Consider the following 20,604-nt stretch of genomic DNA (forward strand, 5'->3'; position numbering starts at 1 on the left):
TTATAAAAGTGATTAGGCTATATCGCTGGTTGTAACGTTTTTCCATTTGACTTGGTTTTTTCCTTCATATTTCGCAAGGTATAAAGCTTCATCTGCGGCAGCGAATAAAGACTCAAATTTAAAGCCATCGTTAGGAATGATAGAAGAGACTCCAGCACTAATAGTGACAACATTGTCGTTTTCTTTTTTACAGGTAATGGCCATTTCTTGAACTTCACTAATGCATTTATTAAGACGTTGCAAAGCTTCTTTTTTTGAAGTTCTGGGCATGATTGCCACAAATTCTTCTCCACCATATCGTGCTACTAGATTGCTATTATGTTTAAAGTTATTAGCTAGAATAGCCGCTACTTTTTGTAAAACTTTATCGCCTGCAGCATGTCCATAAAAGTCGTTATATTGTTTAAAATTATCAATGTCGATAACGGCTAAGGATAAAGTTTCATTAATTTCTTCCATTAATTTCCATTCAGACCGGATTGTTTCTTCATACTTCCGACGATTTGCTAAAGAGGTTAATGGGTCTATGGTACTTAAGCGTTCAAGTATACGGTGTTGATTTATTAATTTAAGGTGCAAGGCTACTCTAGCTTTTATGATTGAAGCGTGTATTGGTTTTTGAATATAGTCACTTGCTCCAAGTAAGAGCCCTTTTTCTTCATTTTTTATGTCATCTAAGGCCGTTATAAAGATGACAGGAATATCACATGTCCGTGAATCTTGGCTCAGCTTTTCCATGGTCTCGAAGCCATCCATATCAGGCATCATAACGTCGAGTAAAATTAGGTCTGGTGAAAGCTCTAACGCTTTACGGACACCTTGTTCTCCGCTTTTTGCCATTATAATGTCGACTTCGCTACGTAAGATATCACTGATGATCTGTAAGTTTATGATTTCATCATCGATAATAAGGACACTAAATGAATTGGGCATTCTAGCTACCTGGTAATTTTACTAAAAGTTGACGAACAAGCTTTGCCGCCTGCTCATACTCAATATCGGTAATATTTTGTATTATTTGAGTAATATCCTCACTATATTGAGTGTTCATGGATTTATGATGTAATGCATGAAAATAATTTTCTACTTTAAAGTCACTTTGCTCCAGCAATGGCAGTACCTTTCTAAGCGTGCTTTTAAGATTGATTCTTGAATCAATATCCTTGTACTCAATTTGATCAAAGACAAGATTTAGCGCTGTCAAAAGAATCGATAGTTTGCTGATCACAGCATCTAACAGTGAACCATCAACATACTCATTTTTTAGTAATTTTCGTTCAATGACTACGCAATCTTTAAATATATCTTGAGCGCCAATGTAAGCCGCATTTGATTTCAAAGAGTGTATGTCGTTTAGTAAGTTGCGATTGTCTAAGGTTAAAAATCGAGTATTAGGGTCTTCTAAAAGCGATGTATATTGCGTCCAAAAAGATCTCACTATTTTTAGGTAAATTGATGTGTCATTTTTTAGAGAATCAATAGCTTTTCCAGCTTCTAGACTACTTATCTTGAAAAGCATAGATAATTTATCGTTTAAAGCTGGTTTTACGGGCAATAGCTCAGCGTCAGCCTTTCTATTTTTTTTATTACTTATTAAGTAGTTACTCAGTGTTTTATAAAGTAAGTCAGATGGAATAGGTTTAGGGATATGATTATTCATTCCCGCAGAGAGACTTTTCTCTTTGTCTTCTGGAGAAGTGTGAGCTGTCATGGCAATAATCGGAAGTTCATAACCAAGATCCATGCCACGAATGATAGCTGATGCGGTTAATCCATCCATAACCGGCATTTGGATGTCCATAAGGATAAGGTCATACTGAGTACCTTTTATCTTATCAATGGCGATTTTTCCGTTTTCAGCGCAATCTACTTGAACCCCAGTGCTTTTTAAGTACCCCAATGCTACTTGCTGATTAATTAGATTATCTTCAACAAGTAAAATATGAAAATCCGATAGCTGAGGTATCGGAGCTATTTTTTTATTCGATATTGCTATTTTCTCAATATTAAAAAACTGATTTATTGCATCGAATAGTGTCGATTTACCAATAGGCTTCTCTATAAACTGCCGAATAATACCTGTGTCCAAGTGAGGCTGGATATGATGCTTTTCATAGGCTGATATCATCAAGATAGGCGGCGCTAATTCTTTGAATAAATTTTTTATCTTTTTTGAAGTTTCTATTCCGTCTATACCTGGCATTTGCCAATCCATGAAAACTACATCGAATGCAACGCCGGATTGATCTGATTGGTGAATAGCATCGATGGCTTCCCAGCCGCTCCCCACACACGTGCTTTCTATACCAAAGCTGGCTAATAGTTTGGCTAGAATGTCTCTAGATAACGGATGATCATCCACTACTAGAGCTTTAAGCATATTTGCAGAGTCGATTGCTGCATTTTTTGGCTGCAGAGTGGGGACTTTTAAAGGCAATAAGACGGTGAAGGTTGAACCTTTGCCAACATCACTTTCGACTTTGATTTCCCCATTCATTAATTCGCATAACTGACGAGTTATTGTTAATCCTAATCCAGTTCCACCATAGACGCGTGTGACACTATTGTCTGCCTGTGTGAAGGGGCAAAATAGCTGTTCGAGTTGAGTGGATGAGATACCTATACCTGAGTCAGTGACCTCGCACTGCAGCAAAATATTCTCACCATCCAACTTATTGCAACGTAGTCGAATAACAATGCTCCCGCTTTCTGTGAACTTAATCGCGTTGCTCACTAAGTTGACCAATATCTGTTGAATACGGAGCGGGTCCCCTAATAAGTATTCAGGAATGTCATCAGCGATGTCTGTTACTAACTCGAGTTTTTTCGCATAGGCTCCAAATACATTCATATTGACTGTGGTTCGAATTAATTTCTCCGTTGAAAAACGCACTGATTCAGCGGTTAATTTACCTGCTTCTATTTTGGAAAAGTCCAAGACATTGTTGACTAAACTGAGCAAAATATCGCCGGAGTCTCGTATCTTTTGTAGGTAGTCTTGCTGTTCTTTATGATTGGGGGAAGTATTGAGAGCTAGGTCACTTAGGCCGATAACCGCGTTAATAGGCGTACGGATTTCGTGACTCATTCTCGCGACAAATGATGACTTCGCTTCTAGCGCCTCTTCCAGCTCCGCTTTAGCGAGTTCCAGTGCGGCTGTTCGTTCCCTGACTTTTGCATCAAGGTTGTCATTGATTTGTTTCAGCCCAACATTGTATTCCTTCAGCTTTTCTCCTGCTTCAACGGCCATTTTTTCGGCGGTTTTGATTTTGGTCGTTTCATGGCTGATACCGCAAATAAAGGCAGGATTGTCTTGCTCATCAAATATAGGCACTAACAAGGTGTTGTAGAATAAATCCTTTCCATCATTTACGGTATATTGCTCTATTGAAATAGGCTTTCTACTGGTGATGGCTTCCCGATAAGTACTGTAAAAACCTTCGACAATCTCTTCAGGAAACATATCGCGAATGCGGTTGCGATGATAAATTTTGTTTGGCTCAATCCCCATCGCAATCCGAGAAGCTGAATTGTTATCATAAAGAGAAAATTCGCCATTCTCTTCGACAGCAACGATAAACATGAGATCGTCAGAATGACTCCATAACTGAAAAAGACATTCTTTAATCATAAAGTCATGTTCTTCTTGGTCAAAAAGCTCATTAAATTTCATGACACCTCCATGTTAATAATAAAAATTTGACGATTATCGGTTGAGTTTGGCGCGTTAGATGTCTTCTTTCGTTAGCAGCTTGTCTAAAGACTCATATGATCCGTAGTAGCCAAATTGCTTTGCCAGAGCAGAAAAGACTTCTTGGTTTTCATTTTTGAGTGTTTCTGGGGCCGGTAAACTAAATAAATACACTTCTTGCCCCTCTACGACGTCTTCTACTGAAAGGCCATGCCAGCCTGAAAGTGATGTATCAGCTTCTTCTTTCTCTATTCCACTGAGTGAGCTTAAACCAGCCAGAATGTCATCTTTAATCGTCTCGTCTAATTTACCTAGCATGCAAATTGAATCAGGACAGATAGTCAGAGGATGATCTTTATCTTTGTCCCAAATGAGTAAGTTTTCATTTTGGTTAATGACAATTAGCTCTCTTACTCGGCCGCTAACCGTTTGAGTAAAAGATAATTTATTAAAATCAAACCCACCCTGAGAAACACTGTCTTTGCTTTTAAGAATAAAAGGTGAGTTGGTCTCAGATAAAGAGTATAGGGATATATTTAATGTGTTTAAAAACACAGCAAGGTCATGGATAATGTTCTTATCATCGACTTTGAATTTATTTAGTTGTTCTCCAATGCTCTGCGCCATTGAGATTGTATTTGATACAAGTGCTGACTTTGCTTGATTGCCATTCATGATCCAGCCTGAAATAGCACCTACACCGTCAAAACTGCCTTCAGACGATAAAATAGGCCTAACCATATTTTCAACGATACTGGCTTGAGCTTTCTTCTTCGTTGCTTCACCTAGGTCCCCGTCACTAATTTGGGGCAAGTTTAAAACGATATCACCTTCAACAAGTACCTCTCCATGGGGTGCATTTAGTACGACAAAAGGCGTGATGTTTATTTTGGAGCTATAGCTCAAGCAGGATAAGGTCGGTACTGAACGTCCCGCACCATCAGCATCAATAACAAGAGCTGGATCTAGCGTTTTTGCTGCCGCTAGCATAGCGACAAAAATATTTGATCCAGTTTCAACAGAAATGGTGAAATTGATTCTCTTTGATTTGTTTAGGTCTTGCATGACCTCAACCGCTCTTTTTTCTGCGCCTTGTAAGCCTATTTTTTCAAAGCTTTCAGGAGACCCCATTGCACCAACTACCACACCAAAATCACTGTGTTTCATCGAACCGGGTGAGCACAGCGTAATAGATTTTTTCGTTTCTACTATTTGGTTAACAAACGAGTAGGCCGTTTTAATCGAACCACCGCCGCCACTTGCTAATAATGTTGAACCATTGACGATATTGAAAAGTGCTTCTGTTGTTAAGATAGTCATTAGGTTAAGTCCTTTTAAATCGACTGATATTGATGAGTAATTGATATTTTCTTTATATCAATTTGAAAATGCATAATTATGACGAACCGATACTAAACTTATACATTAAATATATTCTTGTATGCCATAGCTCCCTTGGCGCCGTCTTATGCTTTAAGGTTATTTTTTGTATTCGGCCCAGAGGGAATGTAAAGTAAATAGAGTGTTGGCTCTATGCGTGATGTCGTAAGCAAGCATGGGCAAGGCAGCAAATTATGGTAGATAGAGCACTGTATTATTGAGCATAAGACAGTTTTTTAAAGTGATCTTAATCAAGAAGGCCGTAAACAGATATGGTTGAAAAAAATGACCTCTTGTAAGGCGCTCCATATGCAAGAAAAAGAGTAATTAAGATGTTGCCATTGCGGTAATGTTCAATTCAAAATCGTCCCCGATGCACATGAACTAATCACATGTAATTGCTCTATTTGCATAAGAAAAAACGCCTTGATGGTTAAAGTGCATGAGAGCAAATACCAACTTATCAACGCCTATAGTTTAAAAGGCTTCAGCACCGAAGGTATTCCGGTGCGAGCAACTATCGACGCGGGGATGGCTTGATAGGTTTAATTTAATCTAAACCCTCAAACCTCTCCCGCATTCAGTAGCATGCCTTGTGGGCTGGTGTCGAATAGCAATATTCGATTCAAATCTACCGACAGCGAGATATTCTCTTGGCGTTTAACGTGGGAGCGTAGGTCGAGTCGGGCTTTGGCGTCTTCACCGCCGAGTTTGAACATGATTTCTTTGTCGAAACCGAGGTTTTCTACCAATTCCACTTGTATATCATTGAATTCAAATAGGTTGTCACTAGGAGATGATAAGGCGCTGTCTTCAAAAAAGTCAGGGCGAATGCCAACCAAAACTGTGTCGTGGGATTTAAGGTCGTGTAAGTCAACATTGGCGATTTTCGCCGCTGGCAGTCGGTAGTTTTCGAATACCAGATCTTCGCCTTCTATCTTGGCTTCAATCAAATTCATCGCGGGTGAACCAATAAAGGTCGCTACAAAGGTGTTGGTGGGTTGCAGGTAAATTTCCATCGGTGTGCCGACTTGTTCGACAATGCCATCGCGCATCACCACGACTCTATCGCCCAAGGTCATAGCCTCGATCTGATCGTGGGTAACGTAGATCGCCGTCATGTTGTATTGATGCTGAATACGGGCGATTTCCGTCCGTATGTGATGACGCAGTTTGGCGTCTAGGTTCGATAAGGGTTCATCAAACAAATACACATCCGCATCACGAGCAAGGGCGCGTCCCATAGCGACACGCTGGCGCTGGCCGCCGGATAAATCGGCTGGCTTACGATCTAAGTAGTCGTCGAGCTTGAGCATTTCCGATACGTCGGCCAGTTTCTGTTTGATCGTCTCTGCATCGGCGCCTGATTTCTTCAAACCAAAAACGATGTTTTCTCGCACCGACATATGCGGATACAAGGCGTAGTTTTGAAACACCATGGCGATGTTGCGCTTGTGTGGCGGTAAATCGTTAATGGCGCGTTTGCCAATTTGGATTTCCCCTTGGGTTATGTCTTCCAACCCTGCCACCATGCGCAGCGTGGTACTTTTTCCGCAGCCACTTGGGCCAACCAGCACGACAAACTCACCGTCTTTTACTTCTAAATTAAGGTTCTTTACGATCGGCAAGTTACCGTAGGATTTATTCACGTTACGTAAGATTACTGAGCTCATAATTCTATTCCTTATCCTTTCACGCCGCCGTCTGTGAGGCCACCTGACAAATGTTTATTTGCCAGCATGAAACAAATCACCACTGGCAGTAGCGTCAGCATGGATGCGGCCATGATGCGATCCCAAATGGCGTTCTTAGAGGTAAATAGGGTTTGCAATGCCAGCGGCAAGGTTTGAAAATCTTGGTATTGTTTGAGGAACACGGAAGCAAACAAATACTCGTTCCAAGCGATGACAAAACAATAGATAAACACGGTAAACAGCATGGGTTTTGACAACGGCATTATGATGCGCCAGAAGGCTTCCACCCTTGAGCAACCGTCCATCATCGCGGCTTCTTCTAGCGAGAAGGGAATGGTGCGGAAGTAATTGCCTAGCATGTACATTGCAACGGGTAGAGTCTGAATCAGATAGATCAAAAACAGACTAAAAACCGTCCCCGCGGCACTGGACGCCAAGCCGACGTTAACGCTCATTTGATAAAGCGGAACCATCAGCAATACGCCGCCAACCATGTAGACAAACAAAACACCGTTTGCCATCAAGGATTGCGCAGGGAAACGTAAGCGCGCAATGGCATAGGCAGCAAGAGACGCCAAGAAAGTCGAGCAAATCCCTGTTACAAAGGAAATCACAAAGGTATTAAGCATGTAGCGACCGAATGGAAACACATCGCCGCCAGAGCTAAATTTTGCCAATAGCTTTTGCTTTTGATCTTCCGACAGCGCCGGATTGCTCAATAAGCGTTGCACACTGGCCGGTACGTCGACTTCTTTGGGCGGCATTAAACCGAGTAGTTCTTTGTAGGCATCCAAGTGTAAGACACGAGGAATGAGCGACGGATTGCCCCAATCAATTGGGTGTTTTAGCGAGGTTGAAAGAATCTGCAAAAACGGAAACACGCAAAAAATCACTAAGGTGAGCACCAAGGCATACAAGATCACAGACTGGGTGGTTGAGCGTTTATTCATCATAACTTTTCACCTATTTTCCTAATCATGACCGTCTTACCACTTAAGTACTTTACGAACATACAGCCAGATCAAGCCGACCAGCACGAGTAATTGAATCACCGAAATCGCCGCCGCGACGCCTTGATCGACGATGCCTGCGAACGCTTGGTAGTAAGTAAAAATCGGCAAGGTTTCTACATTCGGTGCAAGTAAGTAGACGTCTTCAAAGCGGTTCAAATTCCAGATAATGCGCAGCAGTACCACGGTGGCAATGACGAATCTTAGTTCTGGCAAAGTCACATGCCAGAAGCGTCCCCAGGCATTTTGCCCGTCTATTGCAGCGGCTTCGTACAGATCTTTCGGCACACTTTGCAGCTTGGCGAGAAACAGTAAATACGCGATAGGGAAATGCTTCCAAATATCGAACAAGATCACCACGAACAAGGCAGAATCAGGGTTGCCGATGAGGTTTTCTCGAGTGTCGGTTAGATGCAAAACATCGACCACCACATGGTTATAAATGCCGTTCACGGGATCGAAAATAAACTGCCAGCCAAACACCACACTGATGACTGGTGCAAAGTAAGGTAGGAGAATCAAACCACGAGCAAGATTGCGAAAGCGGAACTCTTGATTCATCAGAATTGACGCCGCTAAGCCCAACACTGTCGTGCCGACAACGGTTCCGATCAGATAAATAACCGACACGCCGATAGAATGGTAATAACGCGGATTGCCAAGCAAATCCGTGTAATTTTCCATGCCGACAAAGGTCTTGGTGCCATTCAGTTGAACATCAAAAAAACTTAGATAGATGTTGAACAAAATCGGGTAAATCACTAGTAAGCCAATAATACCAACCGCTGGCGCGACCAGTTTTAAGCCAAGTCGAGATTCGTTTTTTATTAAAACAGAAGACATATTTGCTTCCCTTTATTCATACCTTCGCTTGTTTATTCGCCCATGATGGCTTTCATTTCCGTTTCTGCACTGTCTAGTGCTGCTTGCGGATCTTTGCCTTCAATGGTCACGTCGTAGATCATGCGAGGAATGACGGATTTCGCAAAGATGGCGCCAGACGCAGGAAAGGTTGTGCCTTTCACCACGGAGAAAGAGCGAATGTCGTCAAAACCAGAAACAATCTGCTTCATCTTGTCGGCGCCATAGAGCTTGAATACGCCGCTTGGGTCTTCCAAATAAGCTGGGTCTTCCGCGATGCCTTTCAGCATCGGGTTCATGCCGCCTGGTGCCATATGTAGGAAGGTGATGTAACTGGCGGGATCGTACATAAATTCGATGAAGTCTTTGGTGGCTTTGGTGTTTCCAACGTTGGTTGTTTTTAGTGCGACAAGACCAGACAAAGTGCCGTAAGATGCGGCGCTTTTGTGGTTGATAATCGGTGCGAAGGCGGTATTTTTTACCAACTCAGGGTCAAAGGTTCCGCCGCTGAGTTCTTTAAAGTTCTCAGAAGACAAAGAGCCTTTGGCGACTTCTGCCAAGGCGAGATCATCCATGATGTAAGTGGAGTAGAAGAACATGCCCATTTTGCCTTGTAAGTAATAATCTCGAGCGCGCCAGTTCTGTGGCCCCGGTGGGTTGTACTTAGCTAACTCTTTGTAATACTTAATAGTTTCTAGCGTTGCTGGGCTATTGAAAACCAAATTGCCTTTAGCATCGAACTCGGCGGCGTTATTGGACAGAGCCAGTTGAGTGAAGACTTGTTCTGTGTAGCTATCCTGTTTGGTTCCGACCAAAATGCCGTACTGATTATTGGCTTTGTCGGTCAGCGCTTTCGCAGCCGTTTCGATGCTTTCCCAAGTGTTTGGTGCCGCTAGACCTTTTTCATCAAACCAATCTTTGCGATACCAAATGCCCTGAATCCAACCGTGATAGGGCAAGCCGTAGTAATCACCAGAAGGTGATGTCAATGTGGTTAATGCGCCTTTGTGAAAGCGATTTTTGCCGATGTCTTTGATCACTCCTTGGTGTGTCTTGGTATCGACAATGCCTTCTTCACCCAGCGCCATGATGATTTCGGAGTTCACTTCAATCAGTTGCGGTGTGGTCCCAGCGGCGGCAGCAGCTGCCATTTGTGTTGCCATTTCGTTTTCATCAACCGCGATGACTTTAACGGTCACCCCATCGTTTAAGGCTTCAAACGTGCTGGCAAGTAATTCAATATTTTGTAAGCGGTCGGTTTGTGTTTGTGCTGTCCAAAATTCTACCGTGGCGGCATTGGCGAGCGAGCTGATTAGGAGTCCGTTTACCAAAACAGCACTGGTAACGAGCAGAGATTTACGGTCTTGCATGGTGGCTTCCTCTTGTTTTTATTGGTATTTGTCTGAACCTTTGGTTTTCAAAAACCTATCGTCACAACGCCCGGTGCTAAAATGACCTGAAGGTCTTTCACCGGTGTCCCTTTGATGCGCGATACTATCATTCTGGCAAGTTGCTCACCGATTTGTGCTGGTGGCGCTTGCTGAATGCTGGTGATCCCCATACTGGCGGTCAGCTCATCAGCGGGTGTATCACAACCAATCACACACACTGGTTTTTCTCTTTCATTGAGCTGTGTGTTGTGTAATCGCATGGCCGCCAATGCCGCGGCTCGCGCGCTGGTGCTGGTTAGGCAGATCAACGCGGTGATATCTGGGTGCTGGAGCAGAAATTCGGCGCAGGCGAGGTAACTTTCTTCCTCGTCAAAGCCCACTTCTAGCCATTGTTCAGGCGCAAGAGAAAGCCCAATTTGTTCGGCGGCGTCTTGAATGCCGCGTCGTCTTTCTTGGGCGAAAAAATATCGCTCGCTTACTGATACTATGCCAACCTTACGGTGGCCTTGTTCGTGCAGACGGCTAAGGCTTAAATGACCGACTTGGTAATTATCCAAATCCAACCAAGCAAACTGCGCCGCGCGTTCGGTGCGTCCGTAACACACAAAAGGCACGTTAAGTTTCAGTAAACGATGGACTTTTGGGTCGTTAACCCGGGTGCGAAGGAGCAGGAAACCGTCTTGGTCGCCTGCTTTAACAAGGCGCTCAAACTCGCTTAGTTCCTGTTTGCCGGTATCGATTGCCACCACTTGCAGTAAATAGCCTGCTGCTTGCAGTGCGTGTCGAGTTCCGGCCAACACCTTCAAAAGAATGGGATCGAGATATTGCGTGTCTTGGCAAGGAATAATCGCCGTGATCACACGTTTTGCTTGCACCCAATGCGCCATTTCTGGCCCTTTTAATTGGTAGCCCTGTCGCGCGGCTTCTTTCAGCACACGTTTCTTAGTACTCGGGCTAATGTCTGGGTAATCATTCAGTGCTCGTGACACTGTCGATACCGACAACTCCAACTGGGTTGCTATCTCTTTAATTGACATAAATTAATTCACTGCACCATTCTTATTGTTACCACTGTCCATCATTCAAGCCTGATTTAAAAGACTTAATCGTGCATTTTGTGACCAGCAGTAATTGACGTTAAGACCGAAAATGTTTCGATGCAATACTTTATTTTTGCACAATTTGAGGGCGTTTTACTGAAGCATGATATTGCTTGAAAGGTAGTGAAGTAAGACTTGGAGTGAAAGAGCTAACTCGATTTGATTGAGTTAGCTCTTAGGATGAAAAGGGTTAATCTTTCATTTTGTCGACCATTTCGACGAATCTCGCGACACCAGATGAAATCTCAGTAAGGCCTCGTGATACTTCGTTGATACTTTCTTTGCCATGAAGAGCAATGCCTGTTACCGAGCGTAACATGTCATCCATTTCATTAATTAGGTTGTGATTCTTTTCTACAACCGAGCCAATTTCTGCTGTCGCTGTGGCGGTATTGCTGGCAAGTTTGCGAACTTCATCGGCTACTACTGAGAAACCACGACCTGCATCGCCTGCGCGTGCGGCTTCTATTGCGGCATTAAGTGCGAGCAAGTTAGTTTGATCAGCAATAGAACGAATGGTCACAACGATGTCTGAAATGCTTTTGGATTGTGATTTAAGTAAATCACCTATTTCTGCTGCGTCTTTTACTTTGTCTGCAATTTCATTGGAGGTTTGAACGGATGTATTTAGAATTTCGACCGCATTCGCTGACACTTGGTTGGTTTGTTCGGACGTCGCGGCGGCAAGTTCTACAGCATTTAACGCATTGTTAACGCGTTCTGTGATGTCGGATGCAAACTTGATGACCTTATAGACACGGCCTTTCTCGTCAAAGATGGGATTATAGGTCGCCTCTAGCCAAATGACCTTTCCATAACCATCAAAACGCTGAAAACGGCCTGAAAAATACTTTCCGTGAGTTAAATCGGACCAGAAATTAGGATGTTCTTTGTAAAATTTTTCATTGCAAAACATTTTATGATGTTTACCAACAATGTCTTGTAGATCGTATTTCATTGCTCTTAAAAAATTACTGTTGGCGTGCAGTATTTTACCTGAAGGGTCAAATTCTATGGCGGCTAGAGAAAGGTCTAGAGCATTGAGTATCGCATTTTTACTTTCTAATGATTCTTCAACCTCCGTTATATCACTGGCTATTTTTAGTATTTTAATAACGTTTCCATTGTCATCTGATACAGGAAAATAGTTTGCCGCTAAATAGACTGATTGTTTATTTTTCTTGAATCGCAAGAAAGTGCCGCTGAAGCTTTTTCCTGACTTAAGACCATCCCAAAAAAATTTATAATCGGACGATTTTGTATATTCAGTGTCGCAAAATATTCTGTGATGTTTACCGATCACTTCTTCTAAGTTGTATCCGACTACTTCTAAAAAATTATCGTTGGCATCTAAAATGATACCATCAGTAGAAAAACTAATATTTGCAGTGATTTTTTTAATAGCATCTAGTTCATTTTTACGCTGTGAATTTAAAATGGCTTCTTGTTTGTATTTTTGTTCTATATCTTTTTTTTGTGAAGTGAAAAGCATGGTATGCCTCCATACTAAACGAACATTCTTATTTTTCTAACTAAATTCTAGAATGTTAACGCAAGTAAATTTTTAAGTAAGGTTCAAATCATTTTTTTGAACCGCATGATCAGTCACGATTTATAAATATGATTCTTTCGTTGTATGCTTTTAGTACTAATCCAAAGAATAAAGACGAAATATTAATGGAGTATTAAGACTACCGCTTAAAAATGTTAGTTAACGTTATGAACTGTAATGGACGAATAAAAACTGAAAGTGTCATTTACATTATGTTTCTGAATTTATATTTTTTGTATTTTAAGAATGGCTTTTGTCTAATCTTTCATTTTGTCTACCATTTCGACGAATCTCGCGACGCCAGATGAGATTTCAGTAAGACCTCGAGCCACTTCGTTAATACTTTCTTTGCCATGAAGTGCTGTGCCTGTCACTGAGTTCAGCATTTCATCCATTTCATTGATCAGGTTGTGATTCTTTTCTACAACTGAGGCAATTTCTGCTGTCGCTGTGGCGGTATTGCTGGCAAGTTTGCGAACTTCATCGGCTACCACTGAGAAACCACGACCTGCATCGCCTGCGCGTGCGGCTTCTATTGCGGCATTAAGTGCGAGCAAGTTAGTTTGATCGGCAATAGAGCGAATGGTGACAACGATGTCTGAAATACTTTTAGATTGGATTTTCAGTAAACCACCTATATCGGCAGCGCTTTTTACCTTTTCAGCAATATCATTGGACGTTTGTACTGATGCATTCAGAATGCCGACGGCATTAGATGATACTTGGCTGGTTTGTTCCGAGGTGGCTGCGGCCAGTTCAATCGCGTTCATCGCATTATTAACACGTTCTGAAATGTCAGAGGCGAATTTAATGACTTTATAGACTCGGCCCTTTTCATCAAAGATGGGGTTATAAGTGGCTTCTAGCCAAATAACTTTGCCATTACCATCAAAACGCTGAAAACGTCCTGAAGAATGTTGCCCATGCGCTAAATTAGACCAAAAGCTTGGGTTATCTCGGTAGAATTTTTCATCGCAAAACATTTTATGATGTTTGCCAACAATGTCTTGTAGATCGTATTTCATTGCTCTTAAAAAATTACTGTTGGCGTGAAGTATGTTGCCTTCAGGATCAAATTCAATAACAGCGAGCGAGCGGTCTAACGCCGTTAATACGGCATTTTTGTTTGCCAGTGATTCCTGCATCTCGGTGATGTCGTTGGCGATTTTAAGAATCTTTGTGACCTTGCCACTTTCATCGGAGACAGGAAAGTAGCTGGCTTCTAGGTGAATAGGTTGCTTGTTTTGCTTAAAGCGTAGAAAGGTACCGTGGAAAGATTTGCCTGCTTTGAGGTCATCCCAAAATGCTTTGTATTCAGCTGACTTTGTGTATTCTGCATCACAAAATATACGATGATGTTTACCGACGATTTGCTCTAGTGTGTAGCCCACCGCTTCTAAGAAAATCGGATTGGCATCTAAGACAATGCCGTCTACATCAAAGCTGATACAGGCGGTATTTTGCTTAATGGCGCTTAACTCATCGTGACACTGTTTTAGTTTTTGGTTTTCTGGGTTCGAAGTCGATGGCTTGTCTTTTCTTTTGCTAAAAATCATCTAGGCTTATCCTTAAACTATCGCAGAAGGGGAGCTGCCTCATTGGCAATAAATAAACATTAGATGAATTATGGTTGATGAAATTAAAAAACGCCTCATTAAATAACTGTTTTTTTTAACCTACTTTATTCCGTTGCGGCCTAACAAACCCCTTCCTCGCTTTATCAATTTCCTCCCGCAGAAAACAGTCTTCCGCATGGTCGTTGATGAGTCCCATGGATTGCATAAAAGCATACATTGTCGTTGGGCCGACGAATTGCCAGCCACGTTTTTTGAGCTCTTTGGAAAGGGCGATAGATTCAGCGCAAGTGGTTTGGGTTTCTGGTGGAGGCAGGGTGTTTTCGTTGGGTTCGTAGCGCCAAATGAAGGCGGCTAATGAACCTTCTTTTTCGACCATTTCTAGGGCGCGTTTGGCGTTGTTAATCACCGCGAGGATTTTGCGTTTATTCCGCACTATGCCTTGGTTGTTAAGTAGTTCTGCTATTTCTTTCTCACCAAATAATGCCACTTTATGAAAATCAAATTGCTGGAAGGCGAGGCGAAAATTTTCTCTCTTAGTCAAAATAGTTCGCCAGCTCAAGCCTGATTGAAAGGTCTCTAAACAGAGTTTTTCAAACAAACGCTGGTCGTCATCAACCGGAAAGCCCCATTCGTTATCATGGTATTCAGGAAAGTCAGGTGCGGAACTGGCCCACGCGCAGCGCTTTTTATCATCGGGAAGCATGCTTTGTGTCCGGTGGAAGCTGAGTTTGTATCTCTAATTTACGTATCAATGCGTCGTAAAAATCTTTGGCGAGGCCTGATAACGGACTCAAGTTAGAGGTCAGTACTTCAAGGGGCTCAACAATGCTGGGATGGAAAGGTTTTAGCACGACGTTGGGCAATTGAAAGACTTTATCAAAGTAGCGGAAGTTCAGTATGTCGACCAAGGTGGCGCCCATTCCCAAGTTAACAAAGGAAAGGCCATGAATGGTCGTATGGACTTCTAGGGTTCGATTCAATGGCAATCCCATTTCAGCATAAATGCGTTTTAATGCTTTTGTAGTAGCGTTTTCTGAATCCAGAGTAATCCAGCTAAGATCCAATAAATCATTAGGGTGAATAACGTCTAGCTGGGCAGCTGGGTGATCTTTTGGTACTGCACAATAACAAGGTAAGTCGAAGGCGACTGAGTCGTGCTTTGAGGAACTTTGGGCTTTATCAACCAAGCCGATTTGATATTGTCCTGATGCGATACCTTGTCGAATGGCCGAGCAGCCGGAGAGGTGTAAACTCACATCTACGCCAGGGTTTGCTTTCATATACTCGGCAATGAGTTCAGGTAAAAATTGATAGGACGGACCGAAAATGGTGGCGATGCGTAATCTGCCTGTTTTGCTGTTTTTTGCTCGTTTTATGCTGTCTTCTAGATGGTTTACGCCTTGCAAGATGCCATAGACCTCTTCGTGCAAGTAGAGCGCTTCATCTGTCGGAATGAGCTTGCCGTTGTTACGCACAAACAATTTATAGCCAATTTCATCTTCAAAATTCGCTAGCATTTTACTGGCCGCTGGTTGGCTGACATAGCTCCGCTCTGCGGCTCTAGTGATGCTGCCAGTAACAAAGACCTCGTGAAATATACGCAATTTATTGATGTTCATCGGCATAACCTAAAGTTATTAGACTATTAAAAATATTCAGTGTGATTATAGAAAATCTTCACATAAGATCCTAACTGTTAGTTGTTTGATCTGCATCAAAAGATTTAATAAAACGATGGGATCGCGGACTCGATTCATAATAAAAATGAGTTCGAATAAAAAGAAATTACAAAATCAACAGCATATAAAAGGAACGAACAATGAAGAAATTTTCTCTAGCGTTAGCAGCAACCACCACGCTTCTAGCGGCAAACAGTTATGCAGCCGATGTCACTTCTACCCTAGATGCGGTAAAAGAACGTGGTTATGTAAACTGTGTAATTGGTAACTCATTTCCAGGTTTTTACAGCTTAAACAAGGCCGGCGAATGGCAAGGCATGGACATTGATATGTGTCGTGGCGTGGCTTCTGCGGTGTTTGGTGATGCCACTAAAGTGAAATTCTTGCCAGTACAGTGGGCGCAAAGCTTCACTTCTATTAAGAGTGGTAAAGGTGACATTTTATCAAAAGGCATGACGTGGACGCTTTCCCGTGATTCAGCACAGGGCTTAGATTTCCTTGATACGTATTTTTATGACGGCCAAGGTTTCATGGTGCGTAAAGATTTGGGCGTGAAATCTGTAAAAGAGCTAAATGGTGCAACGGTTTGTGTATTGACCGGAACTTCTAGCGAATTGAACATCGCGGATTACAGCCGTGCGAATAATTTAGATATTAAAACCGTCGTATTTGACGACTCTTCCGTCCGTAACACTGCCTTTTTTAACAACAATTGTGACGCATTAACCAATGATAAATCGGGTTTAGCAGCGCAACGTTCTGCAGCACCGAATCCAAATGATTACGTTATTTTGCCTGAAACTATTTCCAAAGAAGCCTTATCGTTTGCAGTGAAACAAAACGACAGCGAATGGGCGAACGTTGTGAAATGGAGCTTTGCTGCCATGGTTGCAGCAGAAGAATTTGGTGTGAACTCACAAAACGTTGAGAAAATGCGCGCAGAAAGTCAAAGCCCAGTGATTCGCCGCTTACTTGGTGTTGAAGGCGATCTGAATACAGGTCTAGGACTTCCTCAGGATTGGGCATATCAAGTTATTAAAAATGTTGGTAACTACGGTGAAGTGTACGAACGTAACGTAGGAACTGATAGTGTTTTGGGTTTAGATCGTGAAGGTACATTGAATGAATTGTGGACTAAGGGCGGGTTGATGTACGCAAAATCATTCCGTTAATACACGATTATTGTGATCGAAACATCGTGTAAAGGTCTCTATATATGAATAGATAGGTCTCTTGGCCTATCTATTGCAATTTTAGTTTTCCTCCTTCGTTCGGTATATAGATATGATTCAGTCCTCTACGAGTAAACCACAGAAAAGTCCTACTAAGGGTACTGGTTTGCCTTCGTCTACGACACAAAAATGGATGTCTCTGCTTAATAATGATTCAAGTAGAGCGGTGATCCTACAAGCGATTGTCTTAGTGCTAGTGTTGTTCGGCTTGTGGTTTTTATTCGCCAATGCCAGTGAGAATTTAAACCGTTTAGGCATGACGTTTGGCTTTGATTTTCTGCAAGTGACGGCAGGATTTAATATTAGCTGGAGTTTGATCCCTTACGACCCAGGTATGACTTACTGGCGTGTATTTTTAGTCGGTATTGTGAACACGCTGATTTTGTCTTTCTGCGTGATTGTTGTCGGCACCCTCATTGGTACAGTGGTGGGAATTTTAAGACTATCCGACAACCCTTTGGTTTCTCAACTTGCGCGCTGGTATGTAGAAGTTGTGCGTAATGTGCCTTTATTAATCCAAATTATCTTTTGGTTTACCGTGGTGTTTTCGACCTTGCCTGCGCCTCGCCAAAGTTATCATCTTGGCGAATGGCTTTTCCTGAATAATCGCGGCCTTTATGTGATGACAATGGAAAGCACCTTGTCATGGGGATGGGTTGTTACGCTTGTGGTTGCCTTAATCGCGGCTCTTTACGCTTTGTTCCGTTGGTCTAAACCTTATTACACCTTGTCAGGTTCTCGTTCCACAGGATTCTATATCGGCTTAGCTGTGTGGGCGTTGGTTGCTTGTTGGGCCATTTGGACCTTTTCAAATTCGACGAGTTTGTCTGTTCCATCGCTGCAAGGTTTTAACTTCAGCGGCGGTGCGTTTCTTCCTGCGTCATTCGGTGCTGCGTTTGTTGCCATGACGGTGTATCGATCTGCGGCTATCGCTGAAACGGTTCGTGCAGGCATGCAATCTATCGACCGAGGACAACATGAGGCGGCGTTTACGATTGGTTTCTCGCGCGTTCAGTCGTTGCGCTTGATTCTGATTCCTCAAGCGATTCGGTCCATTATTCCGCCAATGACCAACTCTTGGTTGGCAGCGACAAAAGACTCGTCACTGGCGGTAGCGATTGGTTTCCCGGAATTGGTGTCTGTGTTCATGCAAACTTCCATGAACCAAACCGGACGCGCTATCGAGATCATCTTTATGGTCATGGGGTTCTATATCTTCATCAGTTTGCTGATCTCTTACTTGTTCAACAAGTACAACGACAGTGTGCAGTATAAGGTGCGATAAATGGACGATTTGAATGTGAAAAACCAACCTGTTTTAAAGCAATTTGTCCCGACGCCACCTCGTCCGCCACGTAAAAGTGAAAGAGGTATTTTCGGCACAATTCGTCATCGTTGTTTTAACAGTATTGGCAACAGCTTGCTGACCTTGTGTGTGGCGACTGTACTGTTTTATTTAGCGAAACATGTGTTGGATTGGGCGGTATTTAATGCGGTTTTTATCGCGGATAATCGTCGTCAATGTATGGATATCAGCCCAGACGGCGCCTGTTGGGCCGGTGTTATTAGCTGGTTTAATGGCTTAATTTACGGGCGCTTTCCGATGGACGAGCAATGGCGCGTTAATATCGGCGTCTTGCTCGGATTGGTTTGGTTATTGCCGCTGATGTCGAAGCGTATTCCATTACGCAATTTTATATTGTTGTCTTGGATTGGCTTGTATCCTTTTGTGGGCGGTTATCTTTTCTTAGGCGGCCGTTTTGGCGAGGAATTAGGCTTGGTACATGGCGCGATGACTTGTCTTGCCTTGGCTTTCCTAGCCATTATCTACGCAAACTGGATCTTGTCGGCGCTGGGGAAGAAAGGCTTAAACGAACTTTTTGTGCCGCTGGTATCACGCTTGGTTGAGCGCCGTATTCATCTGTTGAGCTTTGTTGCTGTTTGGTTGCTTGTTGCATTGGTGATCGCTCTTGGCCTTAGCCAAGTATCACTTGAGCCTGTGCCAATTGAGCGTTGGGGCGGTTTGTTCCTAACCTTCATTATTGCTGGTTTTGCCATTACCATGGCGATTCCTGTTGGTGTGATTTTAGCGCTAGGTCGACGTTCTAAATTGCCAGTGATTCATTGGTTGTCGATGACAGTGATCGAGCTAGTTCGTTCTGTACCCTTGATAACAGTCTTATTTATGGCGGTGACCTTGCTGCCTATCTTTTTGCCAGCGGATATGGAGTTTAATAAGCTCACACAAGTGTTGGTCGCGGTGTGTTTATTTGCTGGTGCTTATATGGCAGAAAACATTCGCGGTGGCTTGCAGGCGATTCCAAAAGGGCAGTACGAAGCGGCCGCTACGCTTGGTTTAGGGTATTTGCACACCATGGTGCTGGTCATTCTGCCACAGGCGCTAAGAATGATGATTCCAAACATCATGACCTCATTTATCAGTTTGCTGAAAGACACCACATTGGTTTCTATCATCGGCTTGTTCGACATCATGTTGATGGCGCGCAACATTGCCAACGACAAAGACTGGGTGGGAATGCACACTGAGCCTTTGGTGATGATTTCTGTGCTCTTCTTTATCTTGTGTTACAGCATGTCCCAATACAGTTTGAATCTTGAAAAACGTTTAAAGGTGGATCGCTAATGACGACGTCATCAGGAAATTTAGCTCAAAAAGCCGTGACTGAAACGGCGATTAAAATCGACAACCTGAACAAGTGGTACGGAGATCATCACGTTCTTAAAGACGTTTCTCTAGACATTAGTGAAGGCGAAATCATGGTGGTTTGTGGGCCGTCGGGCTCAGGTAAATCGACCTTGATTCGTTCGTTGAACCATCTTGAAGAATACCAAGAAGGTGTGGTTTCCGTGTTTGGCCAGCCGCTTTCTCGTGATCGTCAAAGCCATAAAATTATTCATCAAACTATGGGTATGGTGTTTCAGAATTTTAACTTATTCCCTCATCTTACTGTCTTGCAGAACTGTACCTTGGGTTTAACTTGGCTGCGTAAAATGTCAGAACGTGACGCTGACAAAATGGCCATGCGTTTGTTGGATCGCGTCGGGATTGCCCATCTTTCAACACGTTATCCGGGACAATTATCAGGCGGTCAACAGCAGCGCGTGGCGATTTCCCGATCCCTCGCCATGGAACCCAAAATCATGCTGTTCGATGAGCCTACCTCCGCACTCGATCCAGAGATGGTCAAGGAAGTATTGGACGTGATGATCGACCTCGCCAAAACCGGCATGACCATGGTGTGTGTTACTCATGAAATGCAGTTTGCTCGACAGGTTGCTGATCGCGTGGTGTTCATGGCCGATGGAGAAATCATCGAAGTTGGGCCACCGGAGCAGGTGTTGGTGAATCCCCAGTGGGATAGGACTAGAGAGTTTTTACAACACGTACTTTGATGACTGATTAACTCGCGACATCG

At 43.0% G+C, this 20,604-nt stretch carries 16 protein-coding genes; 4 read left to right on the top strand and 12 right to left on the bottom strand.

What is annotated here, in order from left to right:
• Nucleotides 1-12: 12 nt before the first annotated feature.
• From CCS02_RS12565 to CCS02_RS12620, 12 genes are all read right to left on the bottom strand, one after another.
• Nucleotides 13-933 (bottom strand): GGDEF domain-containing response regulator, encoded by a 921-nt coding sequence (locus CCS02_RS12565; protein WP_100186282.1) that lies wholly within the window; start codon nt 931-933, stop codon nt 13-15.
• 1 nt (nt 934) lies between these two features.
• Nucleotides 935-3,673: a response regulator gene (locus CCS02_RS12570; protein ID WP_100186283.1), complete on the bottom strand. Its 2,739-nt coding sequence runs from the start codon at nt 3,671-3,673 to the stop codon at nt 935-937.
• A gap of 54 nt (nt 3,674-3,727) precedes the next feature.
• A complete protein-coding gene (locus CCS02_RS12575; protein ID WP_100186284.1) occupies nt 3,728-5,011 on the bottom strand; it encodes a DUF917 domain-containing protein in 1,284 nt (427 codons plus the stop codon).
• Nucleotides 5,012-5,634: 623 nt separating this feature from the next.
• Complete coding sequence (locus CCS02_RS12580) at nt 5,635-6,744, bottom strand: ABC transporter ATP-binding protein (protein WP_100636737.1); 1,110 nt, start codon at nt 6,742-6,744, stop codon at nt 5,635-5,637.
• Between the two features lie 11 nt (nt 6,745-6,755).
• Nucleotides 6,756-7,718, bottom strand: a complete 963-nt coding sequence (locus CCS02_RS12585) for a carbohydrate ABC transporter permease (RefSeq protein WP_100636738.1) — start codon at nt 7,716-7,718, stop codon at nt 6,756-6,758.
• A gap of 33 nt (nt 7,719-7,751) precedes the next feature.
• Nucleotides 7,752-8,618 (bottom strand): carbohydrate ABC transporter permease, encoded by an 867-nt coding sequence (locus CCS02_RS12590; RefSeq protein ID WP_100636739.1) that lies wholly within the window; start codon nt 8,616-8,618, stop codon nt 7,752-7,754.
• 32 nt (nt 8,619-8,650) lie between these two features.
• Complete coding sequence (locus CCS02_RS12595) at nt 8,651-10,006, bottom strand: ABC transporter substrate-binding protein (RefSeq protein WP_100636740.1); 1,356 nt, start codon at nt 10,004-10,006, stop codon at nt 8,651-8,653.
• A gap of 47 nt (nt 10,007-10,053) precedes the next feature.
• Nucleotides 10,054-11,064, bottom strand: a complete 1,011-nt coding sequence (locus CCS02_RS12600; protein WP_100636741.1) for a LacI family DNA-binding transcriptional regulator — start codon at nt 11,062-11,064, stop codon at nt 10,054-10,056.
• A gap of 253 nt (nt 11,065-11,317) precedes the next feature.
• Nucleotides 11,318-12,619 carry a methyl-accepting chemotaxis protein gene (locus tag CCS02_RS22475; protein WP_100636742.1) on the bottom strand — a complete coding sequence of 434 codons (1,302 nt, stop codon included), beginning with the start codon at nt 12,617-12,619 and terminating at the stop codon, nt 11,318-11,320.
• 317 nt (nt 12,620-12,936) lie between these two features.
• Nucleotides 12,937-14,235, bottom strand: a complete 1,299-nt coding sequence (locus tag CCS02_RS22480) for a methyl-accepting chemotaxis protein (protein WP_100186286.1) — start codon at nt 14,233-14,235, stop codon at nt 12,937-12,939.
• A 115-nt stretch (nt 14,236-14,350) separates the two neighbouring features.
• On the bottom strand, nt 14,351-14,959 hold the full coding sequence (locus tag CCS02_RS12615) for a DNA-3-methyladenine glycosylase I (protein WP_100636743.1): 609 nt from the start codon (nt 14,957-14,959) through the stop codon (nt 14,351-14,353).
• Entirely contained in the window at nt 14,946-15,875 is a 930-nt protein-coding gene (locus CCS02_RS12620) for a LysR family transcriptional regulator (RefSeq protein ID WP_100636744.1), read from the bottom strand. Before CCS02_RS12620 ends, CCS02_RS12615 begins: the two co-directional genes overlap by 14 nt.
• 200 nt (nt 15,876-16,075) lie before the next feature.
• On the opposite strand from CCS02_RS12620, the gene CCS02_RS12625 reads away from it, so the two are divergent.
• The 4 genes from CCS02_RS12625 (at nt 16,076) to CCS02_RS12640 (ending at nt 20,581) form a co-directional block, all read left to right on the top strand.
• The gene (locus CCS02_RS12625) at nt 16,076-17,107 is read left to right on the top strand and encodes an amino acid ABC transporter substrate-binding protein (protein WP_100636745.1); all 1,032 of its coding nucleotides are present in this window, start codon (nt 16,076-16,078) and stop codon (nt 17,105-17,107) included.
• A gap of 112 nt (nt 17,108-17,219) precedes the next feature.
• Complete coding sequence (locus CCS02_RS12630) at nt 17,220-18,452, top strand: amino acid ABC transporter permease (protein ID WP_100636746.1); 1,233 nt, start codon at nt 17,220-17,222, stop codon at nt 18,450-18,452.
• Nucleotides 18,453-19,811 (top strand): amino acid ABC transporter permease, encoded by a 1,359-nt coding sequence (locus CCS02_RS12635; RefSeq protein ID WP_100636747.1) that lies wholly within the window; start codon nt 18,453-18,455, stop codon nt 19,809-19,811.
• Nucleotides 19,811-20,581 carry an amino acid ABC transporter ATP-binding protein gene (locus CCS02_RS12640; protein WP_100636748.1) on the top strand — a complete coding sequence of 257 codons (771 nt, stop codon included), beginning with the start codon at nt 19,811-19,813 and terminating at the stop codon, nt 20,579-20,581. Before CCS02_RS12635 ends, CCS02_RS12640 begins: the two co-directional genes overlap by 1 nt.
• Nucleotides 20,582-20,604: the final 23 nt, after the last annotated feature.

Origin of the sequence: Marinomonas sp. ef1, from assembly GCF_002806845.1 — a bacterium.
GTDB lineage: Bacteria > Pseudomonadota > Gammaproteobacteria > Pseudomonadales > Marinomonadaceae > Marinomonas > Marinomonas polaris.